The sequence below is a fragment of the Streptomyces sp. NPDC126510 genome, assembly GCF_040302345.1.
Taxonomy (GTDB): domain Bacteria; phylum Actinomycetota; class Actinomycetes; order Streptomycetales; family Streptomycetaceae; genus Streptomyces.
Map to the genome: position 1 here is coordinate 211884 of NZ_JBEORR010000011.1, position 25293 is coordinate 237176.

23 protein-coding genes and 1 tRNA gene are annotated in these 25293 nt (G+C 72.5%); 13 read left to right on the top strand and 11 right to left on the bottom strand.

What is annotated here, in order from left to right; translation table 11 throughout:
* Positions 1–3: 3 nt before the first annotated feature.
* Entirely contained in the window at positions 4–951 is a 948-nt protein-coding gene (locus ABTX60_RS18150) for a D-2-hydroxyacid dehydrogenase (protein WP_352098023.1), read from the bottom strand.
* Between the two features lie 196 nt (positions 952–1147).
* Between ABTX60_RS18150 and ABTX60_RS18155 the strand changes: the two genes are divergently transcribed.
* The 4 genes from ABTX60_RS18155 to ABTX60_RS18170 all read left to right on the top strand — a co-directional run bounded on the left by ABTX60_RS18155 (position 1148) and on the right by ABTX60_RS18170 (position 4837).
* Positions 1148–1963, top strand: coding sequence for a maleate cis-trans isomerase family protein (locus tag ABTX60_RS18155; protein ID WP_352098024.1), 816 nt, complete (start codon positions 1148–1150; stop codon positions 1961–1963).
* Positions 1960–2691 (top strand): maleate cis-trans isomerase family protein, encoded by a 732-nt coding sequence (locus ABTX60_RS18160; protein WP_352098025.1) that lies wholly within the window; start codon positions 1960–1962, stop codon positions 2689–2691. Before ABTX60_RS18155 ends, ABTX60_RS18160 begins: the two co-directional genes overlap by 4 nt.
* A gap of 666 nt (positions 2692–3357) precedes the next feature.
* Complete coding sequence (locus ABTX60_RS18165) at positions 3358–3627, top strand: hypothetical protein (protein WP_352098026.1); 270 nt, start codon at positions 3358–3360, stop codon at positions 3625–3627.
* 91 nt (positions 3628–3718) lie between these two features.
* A complete protein-coding gene (locus ABTX60_RS18170) occupies positions 3719–4837 on the top strand; it encodes an LLM class flavin-dependent oxidoreductase (protein WP_352098027.1) in 1119 nt (372 codons plus the stop codon).
* Here the strand turns inward: ABTX60_RS18170 and ABTX60_RS18175 are convergent.
* Positions 4807–6672 carry a putative bifunctional diguanylate cyclase/phosphodiesterase gene (locus ABTX60_RS18175; protein ID WP_352098028.1) on the bottom strand — a complete coding sequence of 622 codons (1866 nt, stop codon included), beginning with the start codon at positions 6670–6672 and terminating at the stop codon, positions 4807–4809. The genes ABTX60_RS18170 and ABTX60_RS18175 overlap by 31 nt on opposite strands.
* A gap of 278 nt (positions 6673–6950) precedes the next feature.
* Here ABTX60_RS18175 and ABTX60_RS18180 point away from each other — a divergent pair, with 278 nt between their 5' ends.
* A complete protein-coding gene (locus tag ABTX60_RS18180; protein ID WP_352098029.1) occupies positions 6951–8246 on the top strand; it encodes a M6 family metalloprotease domain-containing protein in 1296 nt (431 codons plus the stop codon).
* Positions 8247–8300: 54 nt separating this feature from the next.
* Here the strand turns inward: ABTX60_RS18180 and ABTX60_RS18185 are convergent.
* The 7 genes from ABTX60_RS18185 to ABTX60_RS18215 form a co-directional block, all read right to left on the bottom strand.
* Positions 8301–8377, bottom strand: a tRNA-Lys gene (locus tag ABTX60_RS18185).
* On the bottom strand, positions 8368–9018 hold the full coding sequence (locus ABTX60_RS18190) for a bifunctional DNA primase/polymerase (protein ID WP_352098030.1): 651 nt from the start codon (positions 9016–9018) through the stop codon (positions 8368–8370). The genes ABTX60_RS18185 and ABTX60_RS18190 overlap by 10 nt, the downstream gene beginning before the upstream one ends.
* Before the next feature lie 136 nt (positions 9019–9154).
* Positions 9155–9523 (bottom strand): DUF8844 domain-containing protein, encoded by a 369-nt coding sequence (locus ABTX60_RS18195; protein WP_352098031.1) that lies wholly within the window; start codon positions 9521–9523, stop codon positions 9155–9157.
* A 398-nt stretch (positions 9524–9921) separates the two neighbouring features.
* A complete protein-coding gene (locus tag ABTX60_RS18200) occupies positions 9922–11256 on the bottom strand; it encodes an AAA domain-containing protein (RefSeq protein WP_352098032.1) in 1335 nt (444 codons plus the stop codon).
* Entirely contained in the window at positions 11253–12845 is a 1593-nt protein-coding gene (locus tag ABTX60_RS18205) for an amino acid adenylation domain-containing protein (protein WP_352098033.1), read from the bottom strand. The genes ABTX60_RS18200 and ABTX60_RS18205 overlap by 4 nt, the downstream gene beginning before the upstream one ends.
* A complete protein-coding gene (locus tag ABTX60_RS18210) occupies positions 12836–14017 on the bottom strand; it encodes a hypothetical protein (protein WP_352098034.1) in 1182 nt (393 codons plus the stop codon). Before ABTX60_RS18210 ends, ABTX60_RS18205 begins: the two co-directional genes overlap by 10 nt.
* Entirely contained in the window at positions 13968–14969 is a 1002-nt protein-coding gene (locus ABTX60_RS18215; protein WP_352098035.1) for a phosphatase PAP2 family protein, read from the bottom strand. Before ABTX60_RS18215 ends, ABTX60_RS18210 begins: the two co-directional genes overlap by 50 nt.
* A gap of 187 nt (positions 14970–15156) precedes the next feature.
* Between ABTX60_RS18215 and ABTX60_RS18220 the strand changes: the two genes are divergently transcribed.
* A complete protein-coding gene (locus ABTX60_RS18220) occupies positions 15157–15750 on the top strand; it encodes a histidine phosphatase family protein (protein ID WP_352098036.1) in 594 nt (197 codons plus the stop codon).
* Between the two features lie 194 nt (positions 15751–15944).
* On the opposite strand, the gene ABTX60_RS18225 is transcribed toward ABTX60_RS18220, so the two are convergent.
* A complete protein-coding gene (locus tag ABTX60_RS18225) occupies positions 15945–17396 on the bottom strand; it encodes an NsdA family TPR-like regulatory protein (protein WP_352098037.1) in 1452 nt (483 codons plus the stop codon).
* Positions 17397–17692: 296 nt separating this feature from the next.
* On the opposite strand from ABTX60_RS18225, the gene ABTX60_RS18230 reads away from it, so the two are divergent.
* Entirely contained in the window at positions 17693–18088 is a 396-nt protein-coding gene (locus ABTX60_RS18230; protein WP_352098038.1) for a hypothetical protein, read from the top strand.
* 83 nt (positions 18089–18171) lie between these two features.
* Entirely contained in the window at positions 18172–19041 is an 870-nt protein-coding gene (locus ABTX60_RS18235; protein WP_352098039.1) for a spermidine synthase, read from the top strand.
* A 72-nt stretch (positions 19042–19113) separates the two neighbouring features.
* Here the strand turns inward: ABTX60_RS18235 and ABTX60_RS18240 are convergent, their stop codons facing one another.
* Positions 19114–19626 carry a hypothetical protein gene (locus ABTX60_RS18240; protein ID WP_352098040.1) on the bottom strand — a complete coding sequence of 171 codons (513 nt, stop codon included), beginning with the start codon at positions 19624–19626 and terminating at the stop codon, positions 19114–19116.
* A 131-nt stretch (positions 19627–19757) separates the two neighbouring features.
* On the opposite strand from ABTX60_RS18240, the gene ABTX60_RS18245 reads away from it, so the two are divergent.
* The 5 genes from ABTX60_RS18245 to ABTX60_RS18265 all read left to right on the top strand — a co-directional run bounded on the left by ABTX60_RS18245 (position 19758) and on the right by ABTX60_RS18265 (position 25248).
* Positions 19758–20456, top strand: coding sequence for a response regulator transcription factor (locus tag ABTX60_RS18245; RefSeq protein ID WP_352098041.1), 699 nt, complete (start codon positions 19758–19760; stop codon positions 20454–20456).
* Complete coding sequence (locus ABTX60_RS18250; RefSeq protein WP_352098042.1) at positions 20453–21850, top strand: sensor histidine kinase; 1398 nt, start codon at positions 20453–20455, stop codon at positions 21848–21850. The genes ABTX60_RS18245 and ABTX60_RS18250 overlap by 4 nt, the downstream gene beginning before the upstream one ends.
* Positions 21851–22036: 186 nt before the next feature.
* Complete coding sequence (locus ABTX60_RS18255; RefSeq protein WP_352098043.1) at positions 22037–23350, top strand: ABC transporter substrate-binding protein; 1314 nt, start codon at positions 22037–22039, stop codon at positions 23348–23350.
* 30 nt (positions 23351–23380) lie between these two features.
* Positions 23381–24364 (top strand): carbohydrate ABC transporter permease, encoded by a 984-nt coding sequence (locus ABTX60_RS18260; RefSeq protein WP_352098044.1) that lies wholly within the window; start codon positions 23381–23383, stop codon positions 24362–24364.
* Positions 24361–25248, top strand: coding sequence for a carbohydrate ABC transporter permease (locus ABTX60_RS18265; RefSeq protein ID WP_352098045.1), 888 nt, complete (start codon positions 24361–24363; stop codon positions 25246–25248). Before ABTX60_RS18260 ends, ABTX60_RS18265 begins: the two co-directional genes overlap by 4 nt.
* Positions 25249–25293 lie beyond the last annotated feature (45 nt).

Here is a 25293-nt window from a genome sequence, read left to right on the forward strand (position 1 = left end):
ACGTCAGTGACCAGGTACGTACCCACGCTGCTTGTCGACCACGTTCTTCAGCGGCTCGCCGGACGCCCACTGTTCGTACAGCTCCACGAACTGGGCACCGAGGTCGTCTCGCCAGCCGATGGTGTCGCCGCTCATGTGCGGGGACACGATCAGGTCCGGGGCCTGCCACAAGGGGCTTTCGGAGGGCAGGGGTTCGGCCTCGAAGACGTCCAGGGCGGCGCCCGCGATCCAGCGCTTGGCCAGGGCCTCGGCGAGCGCGTCCTCGACGACCAGCTGGCCGCGGCCGATGTTCACGAACCGCGCGGAGGGCTGCATCAGGCCGAAGCGGCGGGCGTCGAACATCCCGTGCGTCTCGTCCGTGAGCGGGGCGGCCGCGATCACCCAGTCGGCGCGGGCCAGCAGCCGGTCCAGGTCCTCCGGGCCGTGCACCCCGGAGCGCGCGGCGCGGCCCACGAGTGCGGTGGTGATGTCCAGCGCCCCCAGCGTGCGCGCGATCGCCCGGCCGATCGGCCCCGACCCGACCACCACGGCCCGGCTCCCGGCGACCCGTTGCGACTCGCGGTGCCGCCAGGTCCGCGCCCGCTGGAGCTCCAGCGTCCTCGGCAGATCCTTGGCCATCGCCAGGACGAGCGCGGCGACGTACTCCGCGATCGGCTGGTCGAAGATGCCGCGCGCGTTCGTCACCACCGTGTCCGAAGCGGCGAGTTCCGGACACATCAGATGGTCCACACCGGCGCTGGCCGTATGCACCCAGCGTGGCCGCGGGCCCTCGCCCGGCCAGGCGTCCCGCACGGCGCGCGAGGTGAAGTCCCACACCAGGAGTACATCCGCACGCGGGAGGCGCTCGGCCAGATGCGCCGCGTCGGTGTGTTCGATACGGGCGCGGCCGGTGAGGCGGCCGAGGCGGGGGAGGGGATCGGCGTCCAGGACGAGCAGGGTGGGCGTGGGCATGAGCAGCCGATTCTCCAGCCGTGCGGCGGGGCCGGCCTGCCACGGGGGCGTGCCGGTGACGACGAGTCAACCCGGTGTTGACCAAGGAGTGATCCGGGCGGATTGACCACGCTCGCACCCGAACCTACCGTCGTCAACACGGGCGTTCCCACGATCCGTTGCACACTAGTTGCCCAGCGTGAGGCCGGTGCCTGCCATGGACGTCTCATTTCTCGGCGGGCCCAGCCCGCAGCGCGGGGTCGGCGTCGTCGCCCCCTTCGACTTCGCACTCGACCGCGAACTGTGGCGCTGGGTGCCGGACGAAGTCTCCCTGCACATGACACGAACGCCCTACGTGCCGGTCGAGGTCAGCCTCGACCTGGCCCGGCTGGTCAGTGAGCACGAGACGCTGAGCGAGGCGGTCCGCACGCTCAACGCCATCGCCCCCGAGGTCGTGGCCTACGCCTGCACGTCGGGCAGCTTCGTCGGCGGCACGATGGGCGAGCGGGCGATGTGCGAGGCGATGAGCCGGGCCGGTGCCGTACCGGCGATCACCACCTCCGGCGCGCTGCTGGAGGCCCTGGTGGAGCTGGACGTACGCCGGGTGGCGCTGGTGACGCCGTACACGGTCTCGGTGACGCAGTCGCTCGAGGCCTACGTCGCCCAGGCCGGTGTCGCGATCTCCGGCTGCGCCTTCATGGGGCTGACCCGGCACATCTGGAAGGTCCCCTACCGCGAGGTGGTGGACATGGCCCGGCAGGCCGTCCGCGGCGACGCCGACGCGCTGTTCATCAGCTGCACGAACCTGCCCACGTACGACGTGATCCCCCAGTTGGAGGCCGAGCTGCGCATCCCCGTGATCTCGGCCAACCAAGTGACGATGTGGGCGGCGCTGCGCCGACTGGGTACCCGTGCGGTGGGGCCGTACCAAGCGCTGATCAATCCGGCGGCGCGTTCCGGTCCCGCAGCGCCGGGGGCGGACCCCGGTCCCGTACTGCCGGAAGAAGAGCAGCAGCAGGAAGGCTGGACATGACAGCACTGGGATTTCTCTACCCGGGCCACTCCGCCGAGGACGACTATCCGCGCATCGAGCAGTTGCTGGGCAGCGACATCCGGGTGGACCTGGTGCACACCGACATCGGTGAGGACGCGCACCGGGTGGACGCGCTGCTCGAGATGGGCTCCGCCGGGCGGCTCGCGGCGGGCGTCCAGGAACTGCGGCACGCCGGTGCGGACGCCGTGGTGTGGGCCTGCACGAGCGGCAGCTTCGTCTACGGCTGGGACGGCGCGCAGGAACAGGTCCGCGCCCTGGCCCACACCGCCGGCATGCCGGCCTCGTCGACGTCCTTCGCCTTCGTGCACGCGGTGCGGGAGGTGGGTGCGCGCAGGGTCGCGATCGGTGCGACCTACCCGGAGGACGTGGCGCGGCTCTTCGCGGAGTTCCTGAGCGCGGCCGGTGTGGAGGTCGTGTCGGTCAACAGCTCCGGCATCATCACGGCCGCCGAGGTCGGCACGTGGGGCGAGGCCGAACTCCTCGCCCTGGCCCGCGACTCCGACCACCCCGACGCCGAGGCGCTCCTCCTGCCCGACACGGCCCTCCACACGGCCGCCCACATCCAGGCCCTGGAGAAGGAACTCGGCAAGCCGATCCTCACCGCCAACCAGGTCACGGTCTGGGAGGGCCTGCGCCTGGCGGACCGCCGGGTGAACGCGCCGGAGTTGGGAGCACTCTTCACGCGGGAGCCGATCGTCCAGGTGTGAGCCGCGAGGCATGGTTCCCGTCGCCCGCGGCACCCGTCGCGGGCGACGAGGAGATCACGGGTCACGGCCACGGTCCGCGCTTCGTGGCGGGGCGGAGGCGGGGGATGCGGCGGTGGCGGGACGGCGGGTCGTTCCCGGCGGCCCCGGCGAAGGACCGAGGGGAACGCGAAGCCGACGGCTCCGCCGGTGACCGCTCCGACCGACAGGGCCAGAAGGAAGTCCCGCCGACCCCCGAGTCGAACAGCCGTTGCGGCCCGCGACCACGGCCCCGAACAGACCCGCCGCACCGGCGCCGCCCAACCGGTCGCGCAGGACGGCCCTCCTCCCGCTCATGGACCTGCCCTCCCCGCGCGACGCCACCGGAGGATTCGCAGCACGACATGGACGACGAGCGGCCGAGTGGTCAGGGAGTCCGAGTGCCCCGGGGCGGCTGAAAAAGGCGGCCGTGCCCTCGAACGCGCTCTCCATGGGGGCCGGAATCGGTCCCACCCCTTCTTCTGTGCAGATCGGGGCATAGGCGCTCCAACGCCCCACCCGGTGCTGAGGAATGCTCAACTCCGCCACATCACACGAAACTTGGATTGACCGAAAGCGCGTTCCCCCTCCGTCGTCCATTCCGTGCACACTGACCACGTCCGCAGCCAGTCGTGCCGTGAAGGACTCCCGATGGCCGTACCGGGCCCGTTCAGATCCTCTGCAAGCGCTGTCCAGCTGGCCGGGCGCCTGCTGTGCTGGAGCCTGGCCGCGGCCATGGTCTCCGCCGCCGTGGACGCCTTCTTCGATCCCCGGGTCCGCTGGTGGGGATCCGTGTGGCCGCTGCCCTGGTGGCTCGTCTGTGCGTCAGCCCTCGCGTGGACCGTCCTGCGAGCCCGCGAGAAGGCCGACCGCCCACCTCCGCACGACAGCGTCCGCAGTGATTGGGAGCGGGCCGCCTGACCCCCGGTCGGGCTTCCGGGGAATAACCGGAGACAGTCCCCTGTTATGGCCGGAACGACAGCACACGGCCCACAGCAGGAGGCACCCCACCGTGGCGGCAGACGAGACACGCGGCGCGGCAGACGAGATACGCGGCGCGGCGCAGGGCAGCGCCCCCGTCCCCCTCTCCGTTCTGGACCTGGTCACCGTGGGGGCCGGCCGTACCGCCTCCGACGCCCTGCGCACCAGCGTCGACCTGGTCCGTCTCGCGGAGAGCCGCGGCTTCCACCGCTACTGGGTCGCCGAGCACCACTCCATGCCGGGTGTGGCCTCCTCCTCCCCGGCCGTGATCCTGGCCCACCTCGCCGCCCACACCGACCGCGTCCGGCTCGGCTCGGGCGGTGTGATGCTGCCCAATCACGCCCCGCTCGTCATCGCCGAGCAGTTCGGGACGCTGGAGGCCATGGCCCCGGGCCGGATCGACCTCGGCCTCGGCCGCGCCCCCGGCACCGACGGCGCCACGGCCGCCGCCCTGCGCCGCACGGAACGGCTGAACGAGGGCGCCGACGACTTCCCCCAGCAGCTCGCCGAGCTGATCCGCTTCCTCGACGACGACTTCCCCGACGGGCATCCGTACCGCCGCATCCACGCGGTCCCCGGCCCGGTCCAGGCCACCTCGCCCGGCGGCGTCCAGTCCCCGCACCGCCCGCCGCTCTGGCTGCTCGGCTCCTCCGGCTTCAGCGCCCGTCTGGCCGGTGGCCTGGGTCTGCCCTTCGCCTTCGCGCACCACTTCTCGGCGCAGAACACGATCCCGGCGCTCGACCTGTACCGGGAGTCCTTCCAGCCGTCCGCCGTGCTGGACGAGCCGTACGCCCTCATCGGCGTCTCCGCGTTCGCCGCCGACGAGGAGCGGGAGGCCCGGCGGCAGGTGCTGTCCGCCGCCCTCAGCATGGTCCGGCTGCGCACCGGCCGCCCCGGTCTCGTGCCCACCCCGGAGGAGGCGGAGGCCTACGAGTTCAGCCCCATGGAGCGCGAATTCGTCGACTCCTGGAACGCCAACGTCATCCACGGCACTCCGGACGAGGTGCGCTCGGGCCTGGACGACCTCGCCAAGCGCACCGGCGCCGACGAGCTGATGATCACGGCCAACGCGCACGGCGGCGACGTCCGTGTCCGTTCCTACGAACTCATCGCCGACGCCTACGGGTTGCCGACACCCGCCTCGGCCTGAACGTCCGGCGTGCCCAGCAGCTCGGAGATACGGTCCGGCGGCACCGGGCGGGAGTAGAGCCAGCCCTGTCCGGTGTCGCAGCCGATGCTGCGCAGCCGGGTCGCCTGCGCCGAGGTCTCGACGCACTCGGCCGTGACGGTCAGCCCGAGCCGGTGCGCGAGCTGGATCATCGCCTCGACGACGACCGCGTCGGCCGGGTTCGCGCGGGCGGCCGCCTCCCGGTCGTCGTACTGGAAGCCGCGCACGAACGATCCGTCCAGCTTCAGCACCGACACCGGCAGCCGGCTCAGGTACGCGAGGTTCGAGTAGCCGGTGCCGAAGTCGTCGATGGCGATCCGCACCCCCATGTCGCTGAGCGCTTTCAGGGCCTGCAGCGGACGGCCGGCCGAGCCCATCACCGCCGACTCCGTCAGCTCCAGCTGGAGCAGGTGCGGCGCGAGGCCCGTCTCGGCCAGGGTCTCCGCCACGTCGGCCACCAGGTCGGAGTCCCACACCTGCCGCACCGCCACGTTCACGCTGACGAAGATCGGCGGCTCGTCCGGGTGGTCCAGCTGCCACCGCCGGGCCTGCCGGCAGGCCGTGCGCAGCACCCAGCGGCCCAGCGGGACGATCGAACCGTCCTCCTCCGCAAGTCCGATGAACCGATTCGGCGTCAGTACGCCGAACTGAGGATGATTCCAGCGGATGAGCGCCTCGACCCCGTGCAGCCGGTCGTCCTCCATGCCCACCAGCGGCTGGTATTCCAGCTGGAACTCGCCCCGCTCGATGGCGGGCCGGAGCGTGGAGGCGAGGGCCTGACGGGTCATGCGGTGGGCGTTGCGCTCCGGGTCGAACAGCGTCCAGCGGGCCTTGCCGTCCGCCTTCGCCCAGTAGAGCGTGGTGTCGGCCGCCTGCATCAGCGCGGTGGGGGTGGTGCCCGCGGCGTGCCGCTCCACGACCCCGATCGACGCCGAGACCGACAGCCGCTGCCCGGAGATGTCGAACGTATCCTGGACCGCCCGCAGGGCCGACTCGGCCAGTTCGGCCAGCTGTTCGGTGCCGGTGGAGTCCTCGACGAGCAGCGCGAACTCGTCGCCGCCGAGCCGGGCCACCAGCGGGGTGCTGGTCCGTGAGTGCCCCGCCTCGTCCGCGCAGCGCATGAGGCGCTCGGCGACGGCGGCGAGCAGCCGGTCGCCGACGCGGTGACCGAGGGTGTCGTTGATGGCCTTGAAGCCGTCCAGGTCCAGGTAGAGCAGCCCGATCCGGCCCGTGCCGCTCTGCTCGTAGGACTCCGCCTCCAGCGCGGCCGACAGTCGTTCGAAGAACAGGGTGCGGTTGGGCAGCCGGGTCACGGGGTCGTGCATCTGCAAGTGCCGCAGCCTGGCCTGGAGTTCCCGGCGGGCGCTGATGTCGGCGACGGACAGCAGGACGCCGTTTTCCTCGGCGGGCAGCGGGGTGACCGTCACCTGCACCCACAGCGAGTGCCCGTCGGGGTGTTTGAGCCGGCGCGTACAGCGCAACCGGGACTGCCGGCCGCGCAGCACCTCGCGGTAGGCGTGCCAGGTGCGGGCGTCGGAGGTGAGGTCGACCAGGTCGGCGGCGACCGACCCGGCGAGCCCGTCCGGGCCGGTGCCGAGCAGCGCGGCGAGCGCGTCGTTGGCGCTGACCACCGTGCCCTCCCGGTCCACGACCGCCATGGCGAGCGGGGCGGCCGTGAAGACCGAGCGGTAGGGCTGCCGGGACGGTGGCTCGGTACGGGGAGACGTGTCGATCTCACTCTCTGTGACGACCGGCCGGTCCAGGTCTGCCGCGGGCGCCGGCCCTTCGGAGGTTCCGCTCACCGCTCGCTCCCGCATGTATTCGATCTCTGTCCGTGCAGGAAAGGTCAGGAAAGTGTGCCGATCATAGAGGCTGGCCCCAGGGCCTTCCAGCCGGTGTCCAGTCTTCCCGGCCAATCGGCCCTTCTGCCAGATCGTTTCTGCGCGCACCTGGACGGCTTCTTCAGGCCCCCGACCAGTTGTGACGTTCTGTGAGTGCTTAGGGGGTGTCGGCTTCCGGGTTTTTTTCGGCCCCTTCACCCGACCGGTGCAGGCAAACAGGACGCGGTACGACAAATCATCACAGGCTGGGTGCGGTGTCCCGCGAACCGTACCCGGAGGTACCCGTGCCGCGTCCGTTTCCGCGCGCCCGACTGCGCAGCACCGCGGCCGTGTTCACCACCATGTCGGCGCTCGCCGCCACCTCTCTCGGCGCCGGGCCTTCGTCCGCCGAGCCCGACTCGGCCGCGCCCTGCGCCCTGACCCGGACCGACGCCCATCACTCGGAGGGCCTGGACACCTGGAACGCCGCCTATCCGCGCCCGGCCCGGTCCCTGGACGCGGTCATGGTCTTCCTCTCCTTCCCGGACTCCCATCCGCTGACCACCCCGCAGGAGCTGACCGCCGACCACTTCCCGGCCACCACCCGCTTCTTCGAGCAGGCTTCCTACGGCCGCTTCACCCTGCGACCGCACGCGCTGCGGCACTGGATCCGGATGCCGAAGCCGTCCACCGCGTACGACATACAGCGGGACTGGAGCCCCGCGCACCGGGCCGCCTACCTGCGCGACGCCCTCTCCGCGGCCGACCCCCGGGTCGACTTCTCGCGCTACGACGTCGTGTACTTCGTCGCCGACCCGGACGCACCCGGCGTGGACTCCGACGCGACCAAGGTGGTGAACCTGACGAGCCCGCTGCGGGCCGACGGCACCGACCTGCGCCGGATCGTCACGGTGTTCGAGCAGCATCCGCCGGACCGGCTCGTCCTCGCCCACGAGACCGGGCACGTGTTCGACCTTCCCGACCTGTACCACCGGCCTGCCGACGGCAAGGGCGACTGGGACACGCACGTCGGGGACTGGGACCTGATGGGCAGCCAGTTCGGGCTCGCGCCCGACCTCTTCGCGTGGCACAAGTGGAAGCTGGGCTGGCTGGACTCGGGGCAGGTGCGGTGCGTGCGGGACGCCAGGTCGGCCCGGCTGACCCTGGAGCCGCTGACGGCGGGGCCGGGGGTGCCGGTGACGGGCACCGCGGGGGCACAGGCCTTCGGGCTCGGGCGGGGCACCAAACTCGCGGTGGTGCGCACGGGGGTCGACAGCGTGCTCGCCTTCGAGGCGCGGGGTCCGGTGGGCAACGACGCGGCCGCGTGCCGGCAGGGGGTGCTGGTGTACCGGGTACAGGGCGGGGCGCAGTCCGGGAGCGGGCCCATCCAGGTGATCGACGCCCATCCGCACACCGACGCGTGCTGGGAGAGCTCCGTCTACCCACCCCTCGCGGACGCCCCGATCGGCATCGGGGAGAGCTTTACCGTGCCGGGGGAAGGGGTGCGGGTGAAGGTGGAGGGGCGCACGGCTTCGGGGGCGTGGACGGTGAAGATCGCGATGGGCCGCTGAGGTGTCGCGGGACACGCAAGAGGCCCCTCGCTCTTGCGAGGGGCCTCTGCCGTCTGGTGCGCCGCCAGGGACTCGAACCCCGGACCCGCTGATTAAGAGTCAGCTGCTCTAACCAACTGAGCTAGCGGCGCCTGCTGACGTCGTAGACCTTAGCACCCTGGTCGGCGGGAGGAAAAATCGAAATCCGCACCGCCGAGCGGGCCGCGCGGACGGCCGCCCAGAGCAGTACCTCGGGGCCGGGGAGCCAGGGCTGACGGGTGTCGGGGGCGACGAGCCAGCGGGTGACGGACCGGGCGGAGGCGGTGGCTCCGGTGGGGCTCTCGGGCACGGCCGGGCCGTCGGGGGAGGTGCTCTCCGACGGGGCCGGGACGGTCACCGCGTCCCCGGTGCCGTGGCACAGCAGGGGCGGTACGGCGTTCGTGCGGCGGGCCTCCCGGGTGTCCCGGTCCCGGTCGCGGGTGCCCCACTCCTCCCACTCCAGCAGTACCGGGAGCCGCTGCGCCGTCCCCGGGGCGGCGAACAGCAGCATCCGGCCCCGGAACTCAGCGACCGGCCCCGAGCCGGGGCCGTCGTCCCACAGCCGGTCGAGCATGCGCCGGCCGAACATCGCGGGCGCGCTGACCACGTCGAAGACCGAGCCGCAGGGCAGTACGACCGGCGCGTCCGGCCGCTCCTCCCAGAGGGCGAGCGTGCTTCGCGGATACGTTCCTGCCGAGGCGAGCCAGGCGGCCCCGTCCGGGGTGACATCGGAGGCGTTCCATGGGCTGCTCATGGCAGACATGTCTACCCGGCGTGAGCGTCCGGCTCCCGAGGGTTGTGGGAAATCGGGACAGGACGGGGTGGGAGGGAGTATCTTGCCCGCCTGGCATATGCCACGTGATCGGTAAGAGCGGCTGCAGGGAGGCCTCTCAGGCGGTGCCGCCGCGCCCCCGGCCCTCGACGCCACCCCGCATCAGATCCCGCCCGAACTCGACCATCTTCTTGGCGTAGTCCTCGGTCCACTCGGCCCGCTCGGCGATGTCGGCCGTCGTCAGCCGGTCGAACCTGCGCGGATCGGCCAGCTGCGCCGCCGCCATCGCCTGGAATTCCACCGCCCGGTCCGCCGCGGCCCGGAACGCCAGCGTCAGCTCCGTCGCCCGGGCCAGCAGGGCCCGGGGGTCGTCGATCGACTCGAGGTCGAAGAAGTGGTCAGGGTCGGAGGCCGCCTCCGCGGGCTCGAAGAGCAGGGGCGCGGGGCGTAGCCGCGGTTCGTTCCGACGCGGCGTGGGCTCCGCCATGTCTTCTCCTCCTCGTACGTCGCGCTGACCCTCTCGGTGGAGCGGGCCACCGTCCATTGTCTCGCGGGCGCGCAAGTGGGCATCGCGGTGGTGGATACGGCCGCCACACCACCCGATGTTCGTCAGAGCCCCGGGGCAGGCCGCTTTCCGGCCAGATGCGCGCACACGGTGTGCCCGCTCGCGCCGGCCGGCGGAGGGCGGGGCGGGTGCGGGCAGGTCCGGTGGCGGGGTTCACGGTCGCCACTTCACCCGGTGCTCCGCCAGATGTGCCAGCACGGCGTGGTTCGCCTCCCAGCCGTCCGGGGCTGTGTTCATCGCCCGCCTCCGGCGGGGGGCCGTCCTCCGGCCGGCGGAGGGCGGGGCGGGTGCGGGCAGGTCCGGTGGTCCGGTGGCGGGGTTCACGGTCGCCACTCAACCCGGTGCTCCGCCAGATGCGCCAGCACCGCGTGGTTCGCCTCCCAGCCGTCCGGGAACTTCACCACGGTCCCGAGCTGGACCGGCTCCGTCGACGGGTAGTCGTCCAGGAGGTCGGTCACTCCCGCCCGGCAGACCACGATGCAGGCGTGCCGGTGGCGGGAGGCCAGGACGCAGAGGCGGCCCGTCTCCAGGTGGAAGGCCGTGGCGTCGGGGCGGCCGGAGAGGGGGTGGAGGACCACCGTGACGTCGTACTCGCGGCCCTGGAGCCGGTTCGCCGTGTCCACGACCACGTCGGCGACGCCCAGTCCGGCCAGGGCCGCGCGGACCGCGGCCGCCTGGTCCCGGTGGGCCGTGCCGACGGCGATTCGGTCGGCGGTGAGAGGCGAGGGTGCGGAGGAGCGCTCCGAGGTCGCCGCACCCGCCCGGTCCAGCAGGCGCCGTACGACCGTCGCCACTGCCCGCACCGCCTCCGGGTCCGTGCGCGGCGTGTGCCGGGCGGGCAGCTCCAGCAGGCCCCAGCCCGACTCGGCCGCCTCGTCGATCACCCGGTCGGGACCCGAGCCGTCCGACGGCACACCGAAGGCCAGCGTTCGGTCGCCGGGGCCGGTGCCGCTGCGGAACGGCGTGTACGGATAGAACGCGTCCGAGACCAGGGGCGCCGCGGAGGCCGGGAGCCGCCAGGACACCGGCAGGCGGTGCTGGGGCAGGTCCGGGTTGTGCGCGAGCAGGGTCGTCACCGCCGAGGCCGACGGGTCGTACGTCAGGCCCGCCCACTGTTCGCTGCCCACGATCGCGAACGGATCGAGCTGCCCCGGGTCACCCACGAACAGAGCCCGCTCGAACAGCCCGGCCACGGCGAGCAGCGCGTCCGAACGCATCTGGTACGCCTCGTCGACGATCGCGTGCCCCCACGGCTCGTCCACCGTGACGTGCGCCCACTTCGCCGCCGTCGAGAGCACCACCGCCAGTCCGGCGAGGTCGGCCGCCTTCGCCGACGTGCGTACGTTCGGCAAGTCGTCGAGCGCCTTGTCGTACGGGTCGGAGTCGCTGCTGTGCAACCGCCCCACCGGCAGCTCGGGGCTCTTCTCTGCGAGCCGCAGGACCAGGTCGTCGACCTGGGCGTTGGTCTGCGCGACCACCATCAGGGAGTGGCCCGCCTCCGCGAGCTCCAGGGCCGCGCGGACCACCAGCGTGGACTTGCCCGCGCCCGGCGGGGAGTCCACGACGACACCGCGCGCGGTGCCGTGCAGCGTGTCGTGCAGGATCGCGTCGGTGGCCTGGGCCGCGGCGGCCGAAGGGTCGAACACCGTGGTCACAGCACATCCTCCTCGGTCACCGGGTCCGCGGCCTCCAAGGTCGCCTCACCCGGCGGCCCGCCGTGCGTCCACGGCGTCTCCTCCGGGTCGGGCAGCTTCGCGCCGCCCCGCTGCTCGTGCTCGAAGAGCGTGAAGCAGACCCGGTCGCCCTTCTCCGGCACCGACCCCGGTTCGGGCTCCTTGCCGCGGCCCATCTTGTCGAGGATCCGCAGAACGACGTACGCGCCGTCCTCCTCGGCCGCGACGAACTCCGCCGACTGCGGCTTCCCGCCGAGCGACCGGTACACCTTCGTGCGGTCGCCGAGATACGGCCGGTCGTCCGTGCGCACCGTGACCAGGGGGCGGGGACTCGGCCGCTTGCCCTCGCTGTACGCCATCACGACGTCGGTGACCTCACCCGCGAACGCCTCCCCGGACAGCCGCCGGCCCGCCATCACCAGCGGGTCGTCGAGGGCCTCCTGCGCCTCGAGGCGGGCCTGTTCGCGCTCGCGCGTGGCGAGCTTGTTCGCCGCGGTGACCGCGTCGTCGCGGCGCGGCTGCGGCGGCTCACCGGCCAGAACACGGTCGCGGTGGCCGGTGAACGACCAGCGGTCCCGGGTCCACCGCTCCTCGACCCGCGCCCCCTCGGGCAGCTCCCGCAGCAGATCGAGGCCCCGCCAGACCGCGTCCCAGGTGGGCCGGGTGCGGCTGAGCACCAGGTCGCGGATCTCCCGCTCGGCGGCGGTCAGCGCCCCGAGCCGGTCGTCGGCCTCCAGGCCGTCCTCGGCCGCGGCGTGGGCGGTGCGGGCCCGGTCGTAGCGCTCGATGGCCGGGGCGAGCAGCTTGTTGTCGAACGCCGGGTCGGTGGCCGGACCGGCCGGCGGGCAGGTCAGCTGCCCCTGCGCGTCCCGCTCCAGCTCGGCCCGCAGCGCCGCCTCGGCGCCGGTGCCGCCCTCCGGCGGGTCGATCCAGGCGAGCAGCGCCCCCAGGTGCTGGTCCTCCAGGGTGGACTGCCCGGTCACCCAGTGCCGGCCCAGGACGTCGGTCATCGCCAGCAGCAGCGAGGAGCCGGGCACCCGGGCCCGCTCCCCGAAGTGCGTCAGCCACCGCCCGAGCAGCGGCACCCGCGGCGGCGCCGGATAGGGCGCCTCCGGATCCTGCTCCGCGGTCCGCCGGAACCGCATCGAGCGCCCGAGCAGCCGCACCAGGTCGATGCCCGCCCGGCTCGGCACGATCAGCTGGGGCGCGTCCGCGCACAGGTCGACCTCGACCTTGACGCGCTTGCCGGTCTCCGGGTCGGTCTCGGTGCGCTCGGCGGCCTCCACGGCCGCGGAGCAGGAGTCGACGTACGGCAGCACGACGTCGGCCAGTTCGGCCAGGAACGCGAACCTCAGGTCGCGGTCCCGGGGCTGCGGGACGGCCAGCAGACGCGGCGCGTCCCGGTCGGTGCCGACCAGCGCGCCGAGCGGGGCACCGGCCTCACCGGCGGTGGTCAACGGCACGAACACCAGCGGGCGGTCGCCGAGATGCCGGTGCCGGACGGTGGCGGCGGGCTGGGCACGGCCCGTGCTGACGGCTTCGAGGCGGGCCAGGGTGGAGATCAGCGACACGCCGCCTCCAGTGCCTCGGCGCGCAGGGCGGCAGCCCGCCGCAGGGCCGCCACGGCCGGGTCGCCGGGATCACCCGCCTCGCCGCGCGCGGCCGCGAGGACGTCCTCGACGGTGGTGAGGCCGCCCAGCTCCGCCCGCACCGGCCGCCCGAGCGAGGTCACCGCGCCCTCCTGGCGGGAGCGGGTCCGGCAGTGGAAGGCCAGCTCGCACGCGGACAGACACTCGGGCGCGTACGTCGCCGGGACCGATTCCACGGCCGCCGTCAGCTCCTCGGCGGGCAGCTCGGGTGAGAAGCAGGTGCCTTCGGGCAGCGCGTCCGCGATGTCCTCGATGCGGGTCAGCCGGGCCAGCTGGCGGGCCGTCACCGCCCGCTGTTTGCGGATGTCGACGGCGGACGCGGCCGGCTGGTTGGAGAAGTCCCGGGGACAGACCAGCAGGACCCGGTGCCGCACCCGCGGCGCGGGCACGGCCGCCCCCTCGGCACCGGCGTCCTCCTCCGGCTCCGCGCCCCCTTCCGGCTCGGCGCCGAGCCGCGCGGCGAGCTCCTCCAGGGCCAGCACGTACACCGCCGCCTGGCGGGCCGCCGCCCCGACCTTCGCCGGGTCCGCCGAACCGTCCAGCAGCGGGAAGGACTTGATCTCCACGACGGTCCAGCTGCCGTCCGGGTGCACCACCACCGCGTCCGGCTCCAGGAACGCCGGGGAGCCCGCCACGTCCAGCGCGAGCATCGGATGGTCGAGCAGCGTCCAGGCGCCGGGGTGCGCGGTGGCCTCGCGCAGCTCCAGTTCCGTACGGGCCGTACGCCCCCGGGGGCCGGTCGCGGTCAGGTCGGGCACGCGCGCGTCGACGGGCGGCTCGGCGGACCGGTCGAGCTTGTCGTGCACCAGCCGCAGCAGCTCCGCGCCGCCGTCGGCCTTGACCTTCGCCTCGAAGGCGTTGCCTCTGGTGAGCGCGAACTGCGACTGCCCGAAGGCCGAGGGCGAACCCAGCGAGCTCGCCAGCACCGCCTTGTCCACCCCGGCGCCGTCGAGGATCGCGCGGCGCGCACAACCGGGGTTGGCGGCCAGCGCCGCCAGAGCGCGCGCGTCCAGTGCCTTCGCGGGTACGTCGGGGCCGCGCAGCTCAGCGAGCCGGTGCCGGAGCGCCGTCCCCCGCGTCCTTGGGGGAGGCACCCGGCTCGGCTCCCGCTCCGAGCCGCGACTCGCGCTGCCGTGGAATTCGCTCACCCGCGGAAGTCTGGCATCCGCCACTGACAATCGAGGAACCTGCGCCGGAAGAGGCGGCGGGGGAGCCGGTGATGGACGAGGCGGGGGAGTCGGCGGTGGAGGCCGCCGCGACCACGGCCACCTGCCGCACGAACCGCGCCTTGACACGGTCCGCGGTGCGCATCACCAGCGGTGCCAGCAGCAGTCCGGCGCCCATGACGGCCACACCCGCGACCGCGTCGAGGAAGTAGTGGTTGGCGGTGCCCATGACCACGATCGTCGTGATCAGGGGGTAGGCGACAGCGGCCGCCTTCGTCACGCGCGTGCCGCCGTGGCGCCACAGCATCACTCCGCACCACAGGGCCCAGCCCACGTGCAGACTCGGCATCGCCGCGTACTGGTTGGTCATGTTCCCCATGCCGCGCGGCGCGCTCGCCGCGCCTCCCCACCAGCCGTAGGAGCTGTACTGGGCCATCGTGTCCACGAAGCCGTGGCTCGCGTCGAGGAGCCGGGGCGGGCAGGTCGGCAGCAGAGTGAAGCCGATCAGACCGATGAGGGTGGACGTCATCAGCCAGGTGCGCGCCGCGCGGTAGCGCACGGCCCGGGAGCGGAACAGCCACACCAGGACGGCCGGTGTGACCAGGTAGTGCAGCGACGCGTACCAGAAGTCGGCGGGTATGCCTATCCAGGCCTCGCGCGTGAAGAGACGGTTGAGCGGGTGCTCGAAGTTGAGATACAGCGCCTTCTCGAAGCGCAGGATCGACAGACCGTTGTCGACGGCGCCCGAGACGTCGCCGCGGGCGAGGAGCCGGCCGGCCGAGTAGCACGCGTACACCAGAAGGATCAGCGGCAGCTCGGTCCACCAGCGCAACCTGGGCGCGGGGGCCGCCTCGGTGCCCGGTGTCTCGGTGTGCGGCATCCGATCGTCCTCCCCCTTCGTCATCACGCGTAACCCGTTCGGCCGTGCCACTGTACGGCGTGGGCGCACGCCCCGGGGTGCGCCTCCGGCCTTCGAAGACGCAGAGATCGCCCCCCGGGTTGCCCCCGGCGGACGTGCGCCATGATGGAGGAGTTCCCCTTGCGTTGTCCTTCCGGAAAGGTGCCCCATGGCCGCGCGCATCCTGCTGGCCCGCCACGGACAGACGGAGTGGTCCCTGTCCGGCAAGCACACGGGCAGGACCGACGTGCCACTCCTGGAGGAGGGCCGGCGCGGCGCCAAGCTGCTCGGGGAGCGCCTGCACCGGGCGCCGTACGAGGGCCTGGCCGGTGTCGAGGTGCGCACCAGCCCGCTGGCACGCGCGCGTGAGACCTGCGAACTGGCCGGCTTCGGTGATCGCGCGCGCACCTGGGACGCGTTGCTGGAGTGGGACTACGGGGCGTACGAGGGCATGACCCCCGCGGACATCCAGGCTGTCCGGCCCGGCTGGCTGATCTGGCGCGACGGCGTCCCGGGCGGCGAGTCGCTCGCCGAGGTCACGGCCCGGGCCGACGAGGTGGTCTCCTGGGCCCGCTCCGAGGACCGCGACGTCCTGGTCTTCGCCCACGGGCACATCCTGCGCTCCATCGGGGCGCGGTGGCTCGGTCTCCCGATCGACTTCGCGGCCCGGATACGGCTGAACCCGACGTCGCTGTCGGTGCTGGGCTGGGCCTACGGGGAGCCGGCGATCGAGAGCTGGAACGACGTGGGGCACCTCACATAGTCCTCAGGCCACGCACGGCCGCTCGCAGGCCCACGCACGCAGCATGCACGCCCCGTTCTCCGGCCATGCGCGGCAGTTCGCGCGCCTGATTCTCGGGCTATGCGCGAGAGCCTGCGCGCCTGATTCTCGGGCCCTCACGGCCGCCCGCGCTGCTGATGCTCAGGCCATGTGCGGGGCGGCCAGATGCCTGATGCTCAGGCCATGCGCGGCGCCGAGGCGTGCCTCTCCAGGAACGCCGTCACCCCGGTGGCCCGGCGATGCGGCCGGAGCACCCGGGCCGTCGCCGCCAGCATGGTCTGGACGCGGGACGACTGGACCTCCTCCAGCAGATCCAGCACCCGCATCCCCGCCACAGCCGCCTCGTCCGGCCGGCCGCCGCGCGCGAGGTCGTCGGCCAGCTCCGCCGTGTACAGGGCGATGTTCCGGGTGAAGTGCGGATCCTGCAGCTCGGCCGCCCGGCGCGCGTGCCGGGCCGCCCGGGGCCAGTCGCCCAGCGTGGACCAGCACTGCGCCTCCAGCCCCTCCAGTTCGGCCTCCCCGTAGAAGCTCATCCACTCCGGGTCGGCGTCCGAGGGGCCCCGTTCGAAGAAGGCCTGCGCCCGGGCCAGTGCCTGCTCGCAGCCGACGCGGTCGGCGAGTCCGGCCCAGCCGCCCGCCTCGCGCAGGGCGAGCAGCGACATCAGCCGGGCCGAGCCCACGGGCCGGGCGACGCGCTGTGCGGCCTGGGCCGCCCGGACCGCCTCGCGCGGCCGGCCCGCGTCGCGCGCGAGGAACGCCGTGTTGCAGAACGCGTGCGCCTCCAGGCCGGGGTCCCCGGTCATCCGGGCGGTCGCCAGGGCCTCCGCGTAGTGCGAGCGGGCGTCGTCGAAGCGCCCCGAGTCGTGCGCCAGCCAGCCCACGGAGATGGCCAGTTCACCGGCGCCCGAGTAGAGCCGGTCGGCCGTCGTCTGGCGGGTCGCGCCGGCGTCCAGCAGGGCGTAGGCGGCACGCAGGGGGGCGGCGGCGCGGCGGTAGAGGCCGTCGGCCCCGTGGCGGTCGTCGAGCAGCCGGATCCGGCGGACGGCTTCTTCCAGGGCACCCGCGTCGCTCGCCCCGGCGCGGTGCACGGGGCGCCGTGCCGCCGCGGCGTCGCGGGCGAGGCCGACAGGCCCCAGTGAGGCGGCGGCAACCGTGGCGCCCCCGCCGGTCATGAACGCGCGACGTAGCACGTCGCTCTCCTCGTAGGTGTCGTGCGGGTGGTACGGGTCGTACGGGTTCCGCGTTTCATACGGATCGCACGCCCTGCTGGTCTCACTCGTGGCGTTCGCCCGGTTCGTGGGGCGCGGCAGGGGCGCGTCCTCGGTGTCGTGCGCCCGGCGTCCGCGTACTGACGAGCGGGGCGCGAACCCGAGGTCGGTGAGTGTGCGGCCTGGGAACATGTGCAGGAACACCCGTTCGTACGCGTAGTTGGGGCAGCGGATCTCACCCGCCTCGACCCGGCCGATGTACCGCGCGTCACAGCTGACCTGCTCACCGATCTCGAGCCCGGCCCGGCGGATCGCCGCGGCGAACTCGGCCGGCGAGCGCTGTCCGCGCAGCCGCCGGAAGGCGAGATTCGGCCGTGGTGGCCGGTTGGGTTGAGACGAGGTCACCGTTGACGACGCCATGGCCGGGTCCTCCCGTGCGAACCGTCGAACCATGCCGGACGCGGGGCGACTTGCGGTGGCTTGTCCGCATGGTCCACCCCGTGTCCAGCGAGCAAGAACGTACCTGCTGTGATGGAGTCGCCACGCTGGGTTTGGCTACAAACCGGATATCTCACGCGTGATCTGCCATGAACTGCCATCCTTTGCGGCTGACTTCCGCCGTAGCCGTTGACGTCTCGCCGCGTTTAACCTCGCGGACCGGGAGGCCCCCGCTCCCGACCGCTCGTCCAAGCAGGGGTTTTCGTGGTGGAGGCCGGATGGAGACCAGCCGGATCAGCGATCCTCGTACGCCGCCGGGTAGACCGGCGGCCGGCTGCGATGTGGTGACGGTGCCGGCCCGGCAGGGGCTGGAGGCGGTCGACATCCTGCGCCGGGGACCGGCGGACGCGGTGGGCCCCGTCCTGCACGACGACGGCGGCGACACCCTGGGCTTCCTGGTGCCCCCGGGGACGGCCGCCGCGTGGGACGTGCCGGGGAGCACCTGCACCGGGACCGACGGACGCGGACCGGCCCTGGCGCCCGAGCCCCCCGTCGAGGGCTCGGACTGGCTGCTGCCGCCCGGCGAGACGGACCTCGCGACCGACCCCGCGGTGCTGCGCGAAGCCCTGGGGGAGGCCGCCCGGATCATCAGGGCGGCGGACAGCTGCCGCTGAGGCCACCTCGCCTGCCGCTGAGCCCCCGCCCCGGGCGGCCGGGGTGTACTCCCCGCTCACCGGCCCGCCCCGATAATGAGCTCATGGGAAAGTCCAAGGGCGGCCGGCGCAGACAGACCGGTGCGGAGGCCGTCGTCGAGAGCGTCGACGGCGGGCTCGCCGAGCTCATCCCCGACCGCGAGCGGGCCCGGGCCTGGACGCTGGTGATCGACGGGGCCCCGCAGTCGCACGTCGACCTGGACGACCCGGCGTACCTGTCCTTCGAGTACCAGCGCCGCCTCGGGCATGTGATCGACCTCGTCGCCCCGCCCGGACGGCCCCTGCACGCCGTGCACCTCGGCGGCGGGGCCCTCACCCTCGCCCGCTACGTCGCCGCCACCCGGCCCCGTTCCACCCAGCAGGTCGTCGAACGCGACGGCGCCCTCGTCCAACTGGTCCGCCGTGAGCTGCCCCTGGATCCGAACGCGCGCATACGGGTGCGCTCCACCGACGCCCGCGCGGGCCTCGCCAAGGTGCCGGACGGCTGGGCCGACCTCGTCATCACCGACGTGTTCAGCGGGGCCCGGACACCGGCCCACCTGACCTCGACCGAGTTTCTCGACGACGTGCGCAGGGCGCTCGGGCCCGGTGGTGTCTACGCCGCCAACCTCGCCGACGGGCCGCCGCTCGCCCACCTGCGCGGCCAGATCGCCACCGCCGCCGTCCGCTTCGAGCAGCTCGCGCTGGTCGCGGATCCGGCGGTGCTGCGCGGCAAGCGCTTCGGCAACGCCGTTCTGGTCGCCTCCGACCAGCCGCTGCCCGTCGCCGAGCTGACCCGCCTCGCCGCCTCCGACCCGCATCCCGCCCGCGTCGAACACGGCAGGACCCTCACCGACTTCACCGGCGGGGCCGCACCCGTCACCGACCTCGCGGCGGTGGCGTCACCGGCACCGCCCGCCTCGGTGTTCAGATGACCGGCCACGGCGCTCGGCAGGCGCGATGACCGGCCGCGACGCTCAACGGGCGCCGACGGCCGCCCACGGCACTCAATAGGTCCCGATCTCCACCCGCGGCGGCCCGTCGTGCCAGGTGCAGAACACCGTCACGCGGTCCGCGCCCGAGGAGAACTCCACGCGGATCCACGACTCCGTCTTCCACACCTGCATGGACCAGCCCGCCCCGGGCGTCGCCGAGACCAGCGAGGCGGACGTCTTCCCGAGGTCGAGGACCGCCCGGCCGCCGTCGGTGTCATAGCTCCTGACCCGGCCGGAGCCGGTGGGGGCGGCGGTGCCGGCCGACGGCGTGGGGGAGGGGCCCGGTCCGCCGTCCGCCGGAGGCGTGCTCGGCTGCCGCCGCTTGGGCGCAGGCGTCCGTTCCGGCGGCGTGGCCGGTACCTTCGGCTCCCGTGTGGACGACGTGTCGGCGGCCTGGATGGGCAGGGCGCGCGGCGGGTCGTAGGCCGTCCCCGCCATCACCGTGTGGACACCCCACCACGACAGCGTGACCGCCGCGCCCGTGGCGAGCAGCCAGGCCAGTACGTGTACGAGTCCTCTGCGCATCGCGGGCCATACTGCCTCACGCGCCCCACGCGTAGACCGCAAACGGCGTCCCGCGGGGGCCCGTTGTCCCCAGCCGGACAGTTGTCCACAGCCCCGCACCCGGCTGTTCGAGATGGCGTACGGTGCGGCGCATGGCAAGTGTGCTCGTGGTCGAGGACGACCAGTTCGTACGCTCGGCGCTGATCCGCCACCTGACCGACGCCTCGCACACCGTGCGCAGTGTCGGGACGGCACTGGAGGCGCTGCGCGAGGTCGCCCATGTCCGCTTCGACGTGGTGATCCTGGACCTCGGACTGCCCGATCTCGACGGGTCCGAGGCCCTGAAGATGCTGCGCGGGATCACGGACGTACCGGTGATCGTCGCCACCGCCCGGGACGACGAGACGGAGGTCGTCCGGCTGCTGAACGCCGGGGCGGACGACTACTTGACCAAGCCCTTCTCGGTTGAGCACCTCTCGGCCCGCATGGCGGCCGTGCTGCGCCGTGCCCGCTCCGGCGCCGCGGAAGGGGAGCCGTCCCCCGCGATCCGGGTCGGCGGCCTGACCGTCGACCCGCTGCGCCGTCAGGCCGAGCTGGACGGCGCGCGACTCGACCTCACCCGCCGCGAGTTCGACCTGCTCGCCTTCCTGGCCCGGCGGCCCGGCGTCGTCGTCCCCCGCAGGGAGCTGCTCGCCGAGGTGTGGCAGCAGTCCTACGGCGACGACCAGACCATCGACGTCCATCTGTCCTGGCTGCGCCGGAAGTTGGGCGAGACGGCGGCCAACCCGCGTTATCTGCACACCCTTCGGGGCGTCGGTGTGAAGCTCGAACCACCGGGGGCGCCGCGATGAGGTGGGCCCTGGTCAAGGTGTCGCTGGCGGTGACCACCATGGTCGTGGTCGCCTTCGCGGTGCCGCTCGGACTCGTCATCCGCGAGATGGCCCGCGACCGCGCCTTCTCCAACGCCGAGCGGGAGGCCGCCGCCGTCGCCCCGGCCCTGTCCATCACCACCGACCGCGACCAGCTCGAACGGGTCGTCGCCGCCGCCGGTTCCGACGCCGGGATGGCCGTGCACCTCCCGGCGGGCGGCGGCCAGGAAGCCCTCGAACTGGGGCGGCGGCGCGCCGCCGACGAGGACATCGCGGCCGTGCGCAAGCTGGGCCGCGCCTCCACCACGACCGTCCCCGGCGGCTCGACGCTGCTCCAGCCGGTCGCGCTCAGCACCGGCAAGATCGCGGTCGTCGAGGTGTACGTGCCGGAGTCCGGCGTCACCAACGGCGTGGGCACGGCCTGGGCCGTACTCGCCGCGGTAGGGGTGGCGCTGATCCTCGGCTCGGTCGCGGTCGCCGACCGGCTGGGCGTGCGCATGGTCCGGCCCGCGCGGCGCCTGGTCGAGGGGGCGCACGACCTGGGGGAGGGCCGGCTGGGCGCACGCGTGCCCGAGGAGGGCCCGAGCGAGCTGCGGCTCGCGGCGGTCGCGTTCAACTCGATGGCCGACCAGGTCGTCCAGCTCCTGGCGAACGAGCGGGAGCTGGCGGCCGACCTGTCCCACCGGCTGCGGACGCCCCTGACCGTGCTGCGGCTCAACACCGCCTCGCTCGGCGAGGGACCGGCCGCCGACCAGACCCGGACCGCGGTCGAGCAGCTGGAGCGCGAGGTCGACACCATCATCCGTACGGCCCGGGAGGCCAAGCCGCAGACGGCCGCGGCCGGTCCGGGCGCCGGGTGCGACGCGGCCGAGGTGGTCCGGGAGCGGATGGCGTTCTGGTCGGCGCTCGCGGAGGACGAGGGCCGGAAGTGGCGGGTGGCCGGGGCCGACCGGCCGGTGCGCATACCCGTGGCCCGCGCCGACCTGGCCGCCGCGCTCGACGCGCTGCTCGGGAACGTCTTCCGGCATACCGCGCAGGGCACGGCCTTCGCGGTCGACGTGCACAACGGCGAGGACGCGGTGATCGTCCTCGTCTCCGACGCGGGCCCGGGCATACCCGACCCCGAGACGGCGATGGCGCGGGGCCGCGGCTCCGGGAGCGACGGCTCGACGGGGCTCGGCCTGGACATCGTGCGCCGGCTGGCGGAGTCCACCGGCGGGGACGTACGGATCGGCTCCTCGGTGCTCGGCGGGGCCGAGGTGCGGATCTGGATCCAGCTGGACGGCCGCGCCCCGGCCGGCAGCGGGCACCGGCAGACGCGGCGGCGCCGCCCCGGCAGGCTCGCTGCCGTGTACAACCGCTCCCGGTCCCGCTGAGCAGTCCCGACACCGCGTCTTCACGGGACGGTCACGTTTCGACAAATGAAGGCAACGGCTCTTGACGCGTGAGCGGACATACGGCTGTCATTGCGCCACCGTGTTCGGTCAAGTTGGTTTCTGGTCGATTGCGACTGGATTTCACGCCACACCCTCATGGCCGAACCCTGCCTTCAGGAGCAGTTCATGCACGACCTCTCTCCCTCCGGTCTCTCCCTCCCGGCCACCAGCCGCCGCACCCTGCTGCGCGGAATGGGCGGCGCGGCCCTGCTCGGCGGCGGAATACCCCTGCTGAGCGCCTGTGGCGGCAGTGGCTCGTCCGCCGACCCGAAGACGGTCAGTCTCGGCTCCAACTCCTCGGACGCCGTGCCGAAGAAGGCGTTCGCCGAGATCTATGCCGCCTTCACCAAGAAGTCCGGCGTCAAGGTCGACGTGAACACCAAGGACCACAACACCTTCCAGGAGCAGATCAACTCCTACCTGCAGGGCACGCCCGACGACGTGTTCACCTGGTTCGCCGGCTACCGCATGCAGTTCTTCGCGGCGAAGAAGCTCGCGTCCCCGATCGACGACGTGTGGCAGAAGATCGGCGCCAACTTCCCCGCGGCGATGCAGAAGCTCAGCAAGGGCGAGGACGGCAAGTACTACTTCGTGCCCCTGTACACGTACCCGTGGGCCGTCTTCTACCGCAAGAGCGTCTTCGCGCAGCACGGCTACACAGTGCCCACCACCTGGGACGACTTCGTCGCCCTGTGCAAGCGGATGAAGAAGGACGGGCTGGTCCCGATCGCCTTCGGCGACAAGGACGCCTGGCCCGCGATGGGCACCTTCGACCAGATCAACTTCCGCACCAACGGCTACGACTTCCACGTCGAGCTGATGGCCGGCAAGGCATCCTGGACCGACGCCAAGGTGCGCAAGGTCTTCGACCACTGGTCGGAGATCCTTCCCTACCACCAAGAGGGCGCGGTGGGCCGCACCTGGCAGGACGCGGCGCAGTCGCTGGTGGCCAAGAAGGCCGGCATGTACCTGCTGGGTACGTTCGTCGGCCAGCAGTTCACCAACAAGGCCGACCTGGACGACCTCGACTTCTTCGCCTTCCCGGAGATCGACCCGCAGTTCGGGCAGGACACCGTCGAGGCGCCCACCGACGGCTTCATGCTCTCCAAGGCCCCGAAGAACCGCGACGGCGCGATCAAGCTCCTGCAGTACCTGGGCACGCCCGAGGCCGAGCAGATCTACCTGAAGGCCGACTCCAGCGTGGTCGCCGCCTCCACCAAGGCCGACACCTCCAGCTACACCGCGCTGCAGAAGAAGAGCTTCGAGATGATCTCCGGCGCGAAGAGCCTCACCCAGTTCATGGACCGCGACTCCCGCCCGGACTTCACGTCCACGGTGATGCAGCCGGCGCTGCAGAACTTCATCCGCAACCCGAAGAACGTCGACAGCATCCTCTCGTCGATCGAACGCCAGAAGAAGACGATCTTCGCCTCCTCCTGATCCACCGGAGACTCGACGACTCGGATTGACATGACTGCCACCCCCGCGAAGGCTCCGGAGCCGGCCGCCCCGCCGGCTCCGGGGCCCCGCCCCGCGTCCCCGCCCGCCAAGACGCCCCACGGACACCGGCGGCTGCTCACCCGCCGCGACCGCCTCACGCTCGGCCTGATGGCCGGCGTGCCCACGATCCTGCACGTCGCCCTGGTGTGGCTGACGGCCCTCGCCTCGATCGCGCTGGCCTTCACCACCTGGGACGGCATCGGCTTCGGCTCCATCACGTGGGTCGGCCTGCAGAACTTCCGGGAGCTGTTCACCAGCAACCCGCAGTTCTGGCCCGCCGTCGAGCACAACGTCATCTGGTTCGTGGTGCTCATCGTGCTGCCCACGCCCTTCGGCCTGTTCCTCGCCGTGCAGCTGGACAAGAAGATCCGCTTCAGCCGCGTCTACCAGACCGCGTTCTTCCTGCCGGTCGTGATGTCGCTGGCGGTCATCGGGTTCGTCTGGCAGCTGATCTACAACCCGGACACGGGTCTGATCAACAGCATCATCGGCGCCAACAAGCCCGGCCACTACATCGACTGGATCGGCGACCCGAACCTCAACCTGTGGGCCATCCTCGTCGCCGCCTCCTGGCGGCACGCCGGCTACATGATGATCCTGTACCTGGCCGGTCTGAAGAGCGTCGACCCCGCCCTGCGCGAGGCCTCCGCCCTGGACGGCGCCAGTGAGTGGCAGACGTTCAAGAACGTCATCTTCCCGACCCTGCGCCCGACCAACACCGTCGTCCTGGTCGTCACGATCATCGAGGCGCTGCGCGCCTTCGACCTGGTCTTCGTCTTCAACAAGGGCGCACAGGGCACCGAACTGCTGTCGATCCTGGTGACCAACAACATCATCGGCGAGTCCAGCCGCATCGGATACGGCTCCGCGATCGCCGTCGTCCTGCTGGTGATCTCGCTCGCGGTGATCATCCCGTATCTGATCGCCACCTTCCGGAAGGAGCGGCGCGCATGAGCACCCTGAGTGTCCCGCGCAAGCAGCGCACCCCGATCCGCCCCGCCCGGATCCTGCTGCACACCTTCCTGGTCGTCACGGCGCTGGCCTGGCTCGCGCCCCTGCTGTGGGCCCTGCTCGCGGCGATGCGGCCGTACGCGGAGACCAGCACCAAGGGCTACGTCTCCTGGCCCGACAAGCTCACCTTCGACAACTTCACCAACGCCTTCCAGCAGTCGGACATGCTGCACTACTTCGGCAACACGCTGCTGATCGCCATCCCGGCCGTGCTGCTGACGCTGCTGCTGTCGTCGATGGTCGCCTTCTACGTCAGCCGCTTCGACTTCCGGATCAACCTGTTCCTGCTGCTGGTCTTCACGGCCGGCAACCTGCTGCCCCAGCAAGTCATCATCACCCCGCTGTACCGGCTGTACCTGCTGATCGACCTGCCCGGCATCACCATGAGCGGCAAGCTGTACGACTCCGCGCTCGGCCTGGTGCTGATCCACGTGGCGTTCCAGTCCGGCTTCTGCGCGTTCGTGCTGAGCAACTACATGCGCTCACTGCCGCACGAGCTCACCGAGGCCGCCCTCGTCGACGGCGCCTCCGTCTGGCGCCTGTACTGGCAGATCGTGCTGCCGCTGTGCAAGCCCGCCATGGCCGCCCTGGCCACCCTGCTCTCCATCTGGATCTACAACGACTTCTTCTGGGCCATCGTCCTGATCTCCACCGGCGAGAACATGCCGATCACCTCGGCCCTGAACAACCTCTCCGGCCAGTACTTCACCGACCCCAACCTGGTCGCCGCAGGCGCCCTGCTCACCGCGATCCCCACCCTGATCGTGTACTTCGCGCTCCAGCGCCAGTTCGTCAGCGGACTGACCCTGGGCGCCAACAAGGGCTGACGCCCGCTTGGGCGGCGGCCGAGCCGACCCCCGTCGATCCGGCTG

Excerpts from the sequence above, each read along its gene's own strand:
- ABTX60_RS18150 (WP_352098023.1), bottom strand. The coding sequence starts at position 951 with ATGCCCACGCCCACCCTGCTCGTCCTGGACGCCGATCCCCTCCCCCGC.
- ABTX60_RS18155 (WP_352098024.1), top strand. The coding sequence starts at position 1,148 with ATGGACGTCTCATTTCTCGGCGGGCCCAGCCCGCAGCGCGGGGTCGGC.
- ABTX60_RS18160 (WP_352098025.1), top strand. The coding sequence starts at position 1,960 with ATGACAGCACTGGGATTTCTCTACCCGGGCCACTCCGCCGAGGACGAC.
- ABTX60_RS18165 (WP_352098026.1), top strand. The coding sequence starts at position 3,358 with ATGGCCGTACCGGGCCCGTTCAGATCCTCTGCAAGCGCTGTCCAGCTG.
- ABTX60_RS18175 (WP_352098028.1), bottom strand. The coding sequence starts at position 6,672 with ATGCGGGAGCGAGCGGTGAGCGGAACCTCCGAAGGGCCGGCGCCCGCG.
- ABTX60_RS18190 (WP_352098030.1), bottom strand. The coding sequence starts at position 9,018 with ATGAGCAGCCCATGGAACGCCTCCGATGTCACCCCGGACGGGGCCGCC.
- ABTX60_RS18195 (WP_352098031.1), bottom strand. The coding sequence starts at position 9,523 with ATGGCGGAGCCCACGCCGCGTCGGAACGAACCGCGGCTACGCCCCGCG.
- ABTX60_RS18215 (WP_352098035.1), bottom strand. The coding sequence starts at position 14,969 with ATGCCGCACACCGAGACACCGGGCACCGAGGCGGCCCCCGCGCCCAGG.
- ABTX60_RS18220 (WP_352098036.1), top strand. The coding sequence starts at position 15,157 with ATGGCCGCGCGCATCCTGCTGGCCCGCCACGGACAGACGGAGTGGTCC.
- ABTX60_RS18225 (WP_352098037.1), bottom strand. The coding sequence starts at position 17,396 with ATGGCGTCGTCAACGGTGACCTCGTCTCAACCCAACCGGCCACCACGG.
- ABTX60_RS18230 (WP_352098038.1), top strand. The coding sequence starts at position 17,693 with ATGGAGACCAGCCGGATCAGCGATCCTCGTACGCCGCCGGGTAGACCG.
- ABTX60_RS18235 (WP_352098039.1), top strand. The coding sequence starts at position 18,172 with ATGGGAAAGTCCAAGGGCGGCCGGCGCAGACAGACCGGTGCGGAGGCC.
- ABTX60_RS18240 (WP_352098040.1), bottom strand. The coding sequence starts at position 19,626 with ATGCGCAGAGGACTCGTACACGTACTGGCCTGGCTGCTCGCCACGGGC.
- ABTX60_RS18245 (WP_352098041.1), top strand. The coding sequence starts at position 19,758 with ATGGCAAGTGTGCTCGTGGTCGAGGACGACCAGTTCGTACGCTCGGCG.
- ABTX60_RS18250 (WP_352098042.1), top strand. The coding sequence starts at position 20,453 with ATGAGGTGGGCCCTGGTCAAGGTGTCGCTGGCGGTGACCACCATGGTC.
- ABTX60_RS18255 (WP_352098043.1), top strand. The coding sequence starts at position 22,037 with ATGCACGACCTCTCTCCCTCCGGTCTCTCCCTCCCGGCCACCAGCCGC.
- ABTX60_RS18260 (WP_352098044.1), top strand. The coding sequence starts at position 23,381 with ATGACTGCCACCCCCGCGAAGGCTCCGGAGCCGGCCGCCCCGCCGGCT.
- ABTX60_RS18265 (WP_352098045.1), top strand. The coding sequence starts at position 24,361 with ATGAGCACCCTGAGTGTCCCGCGCAAGCAGCGCACCCCGATCCGCCCC.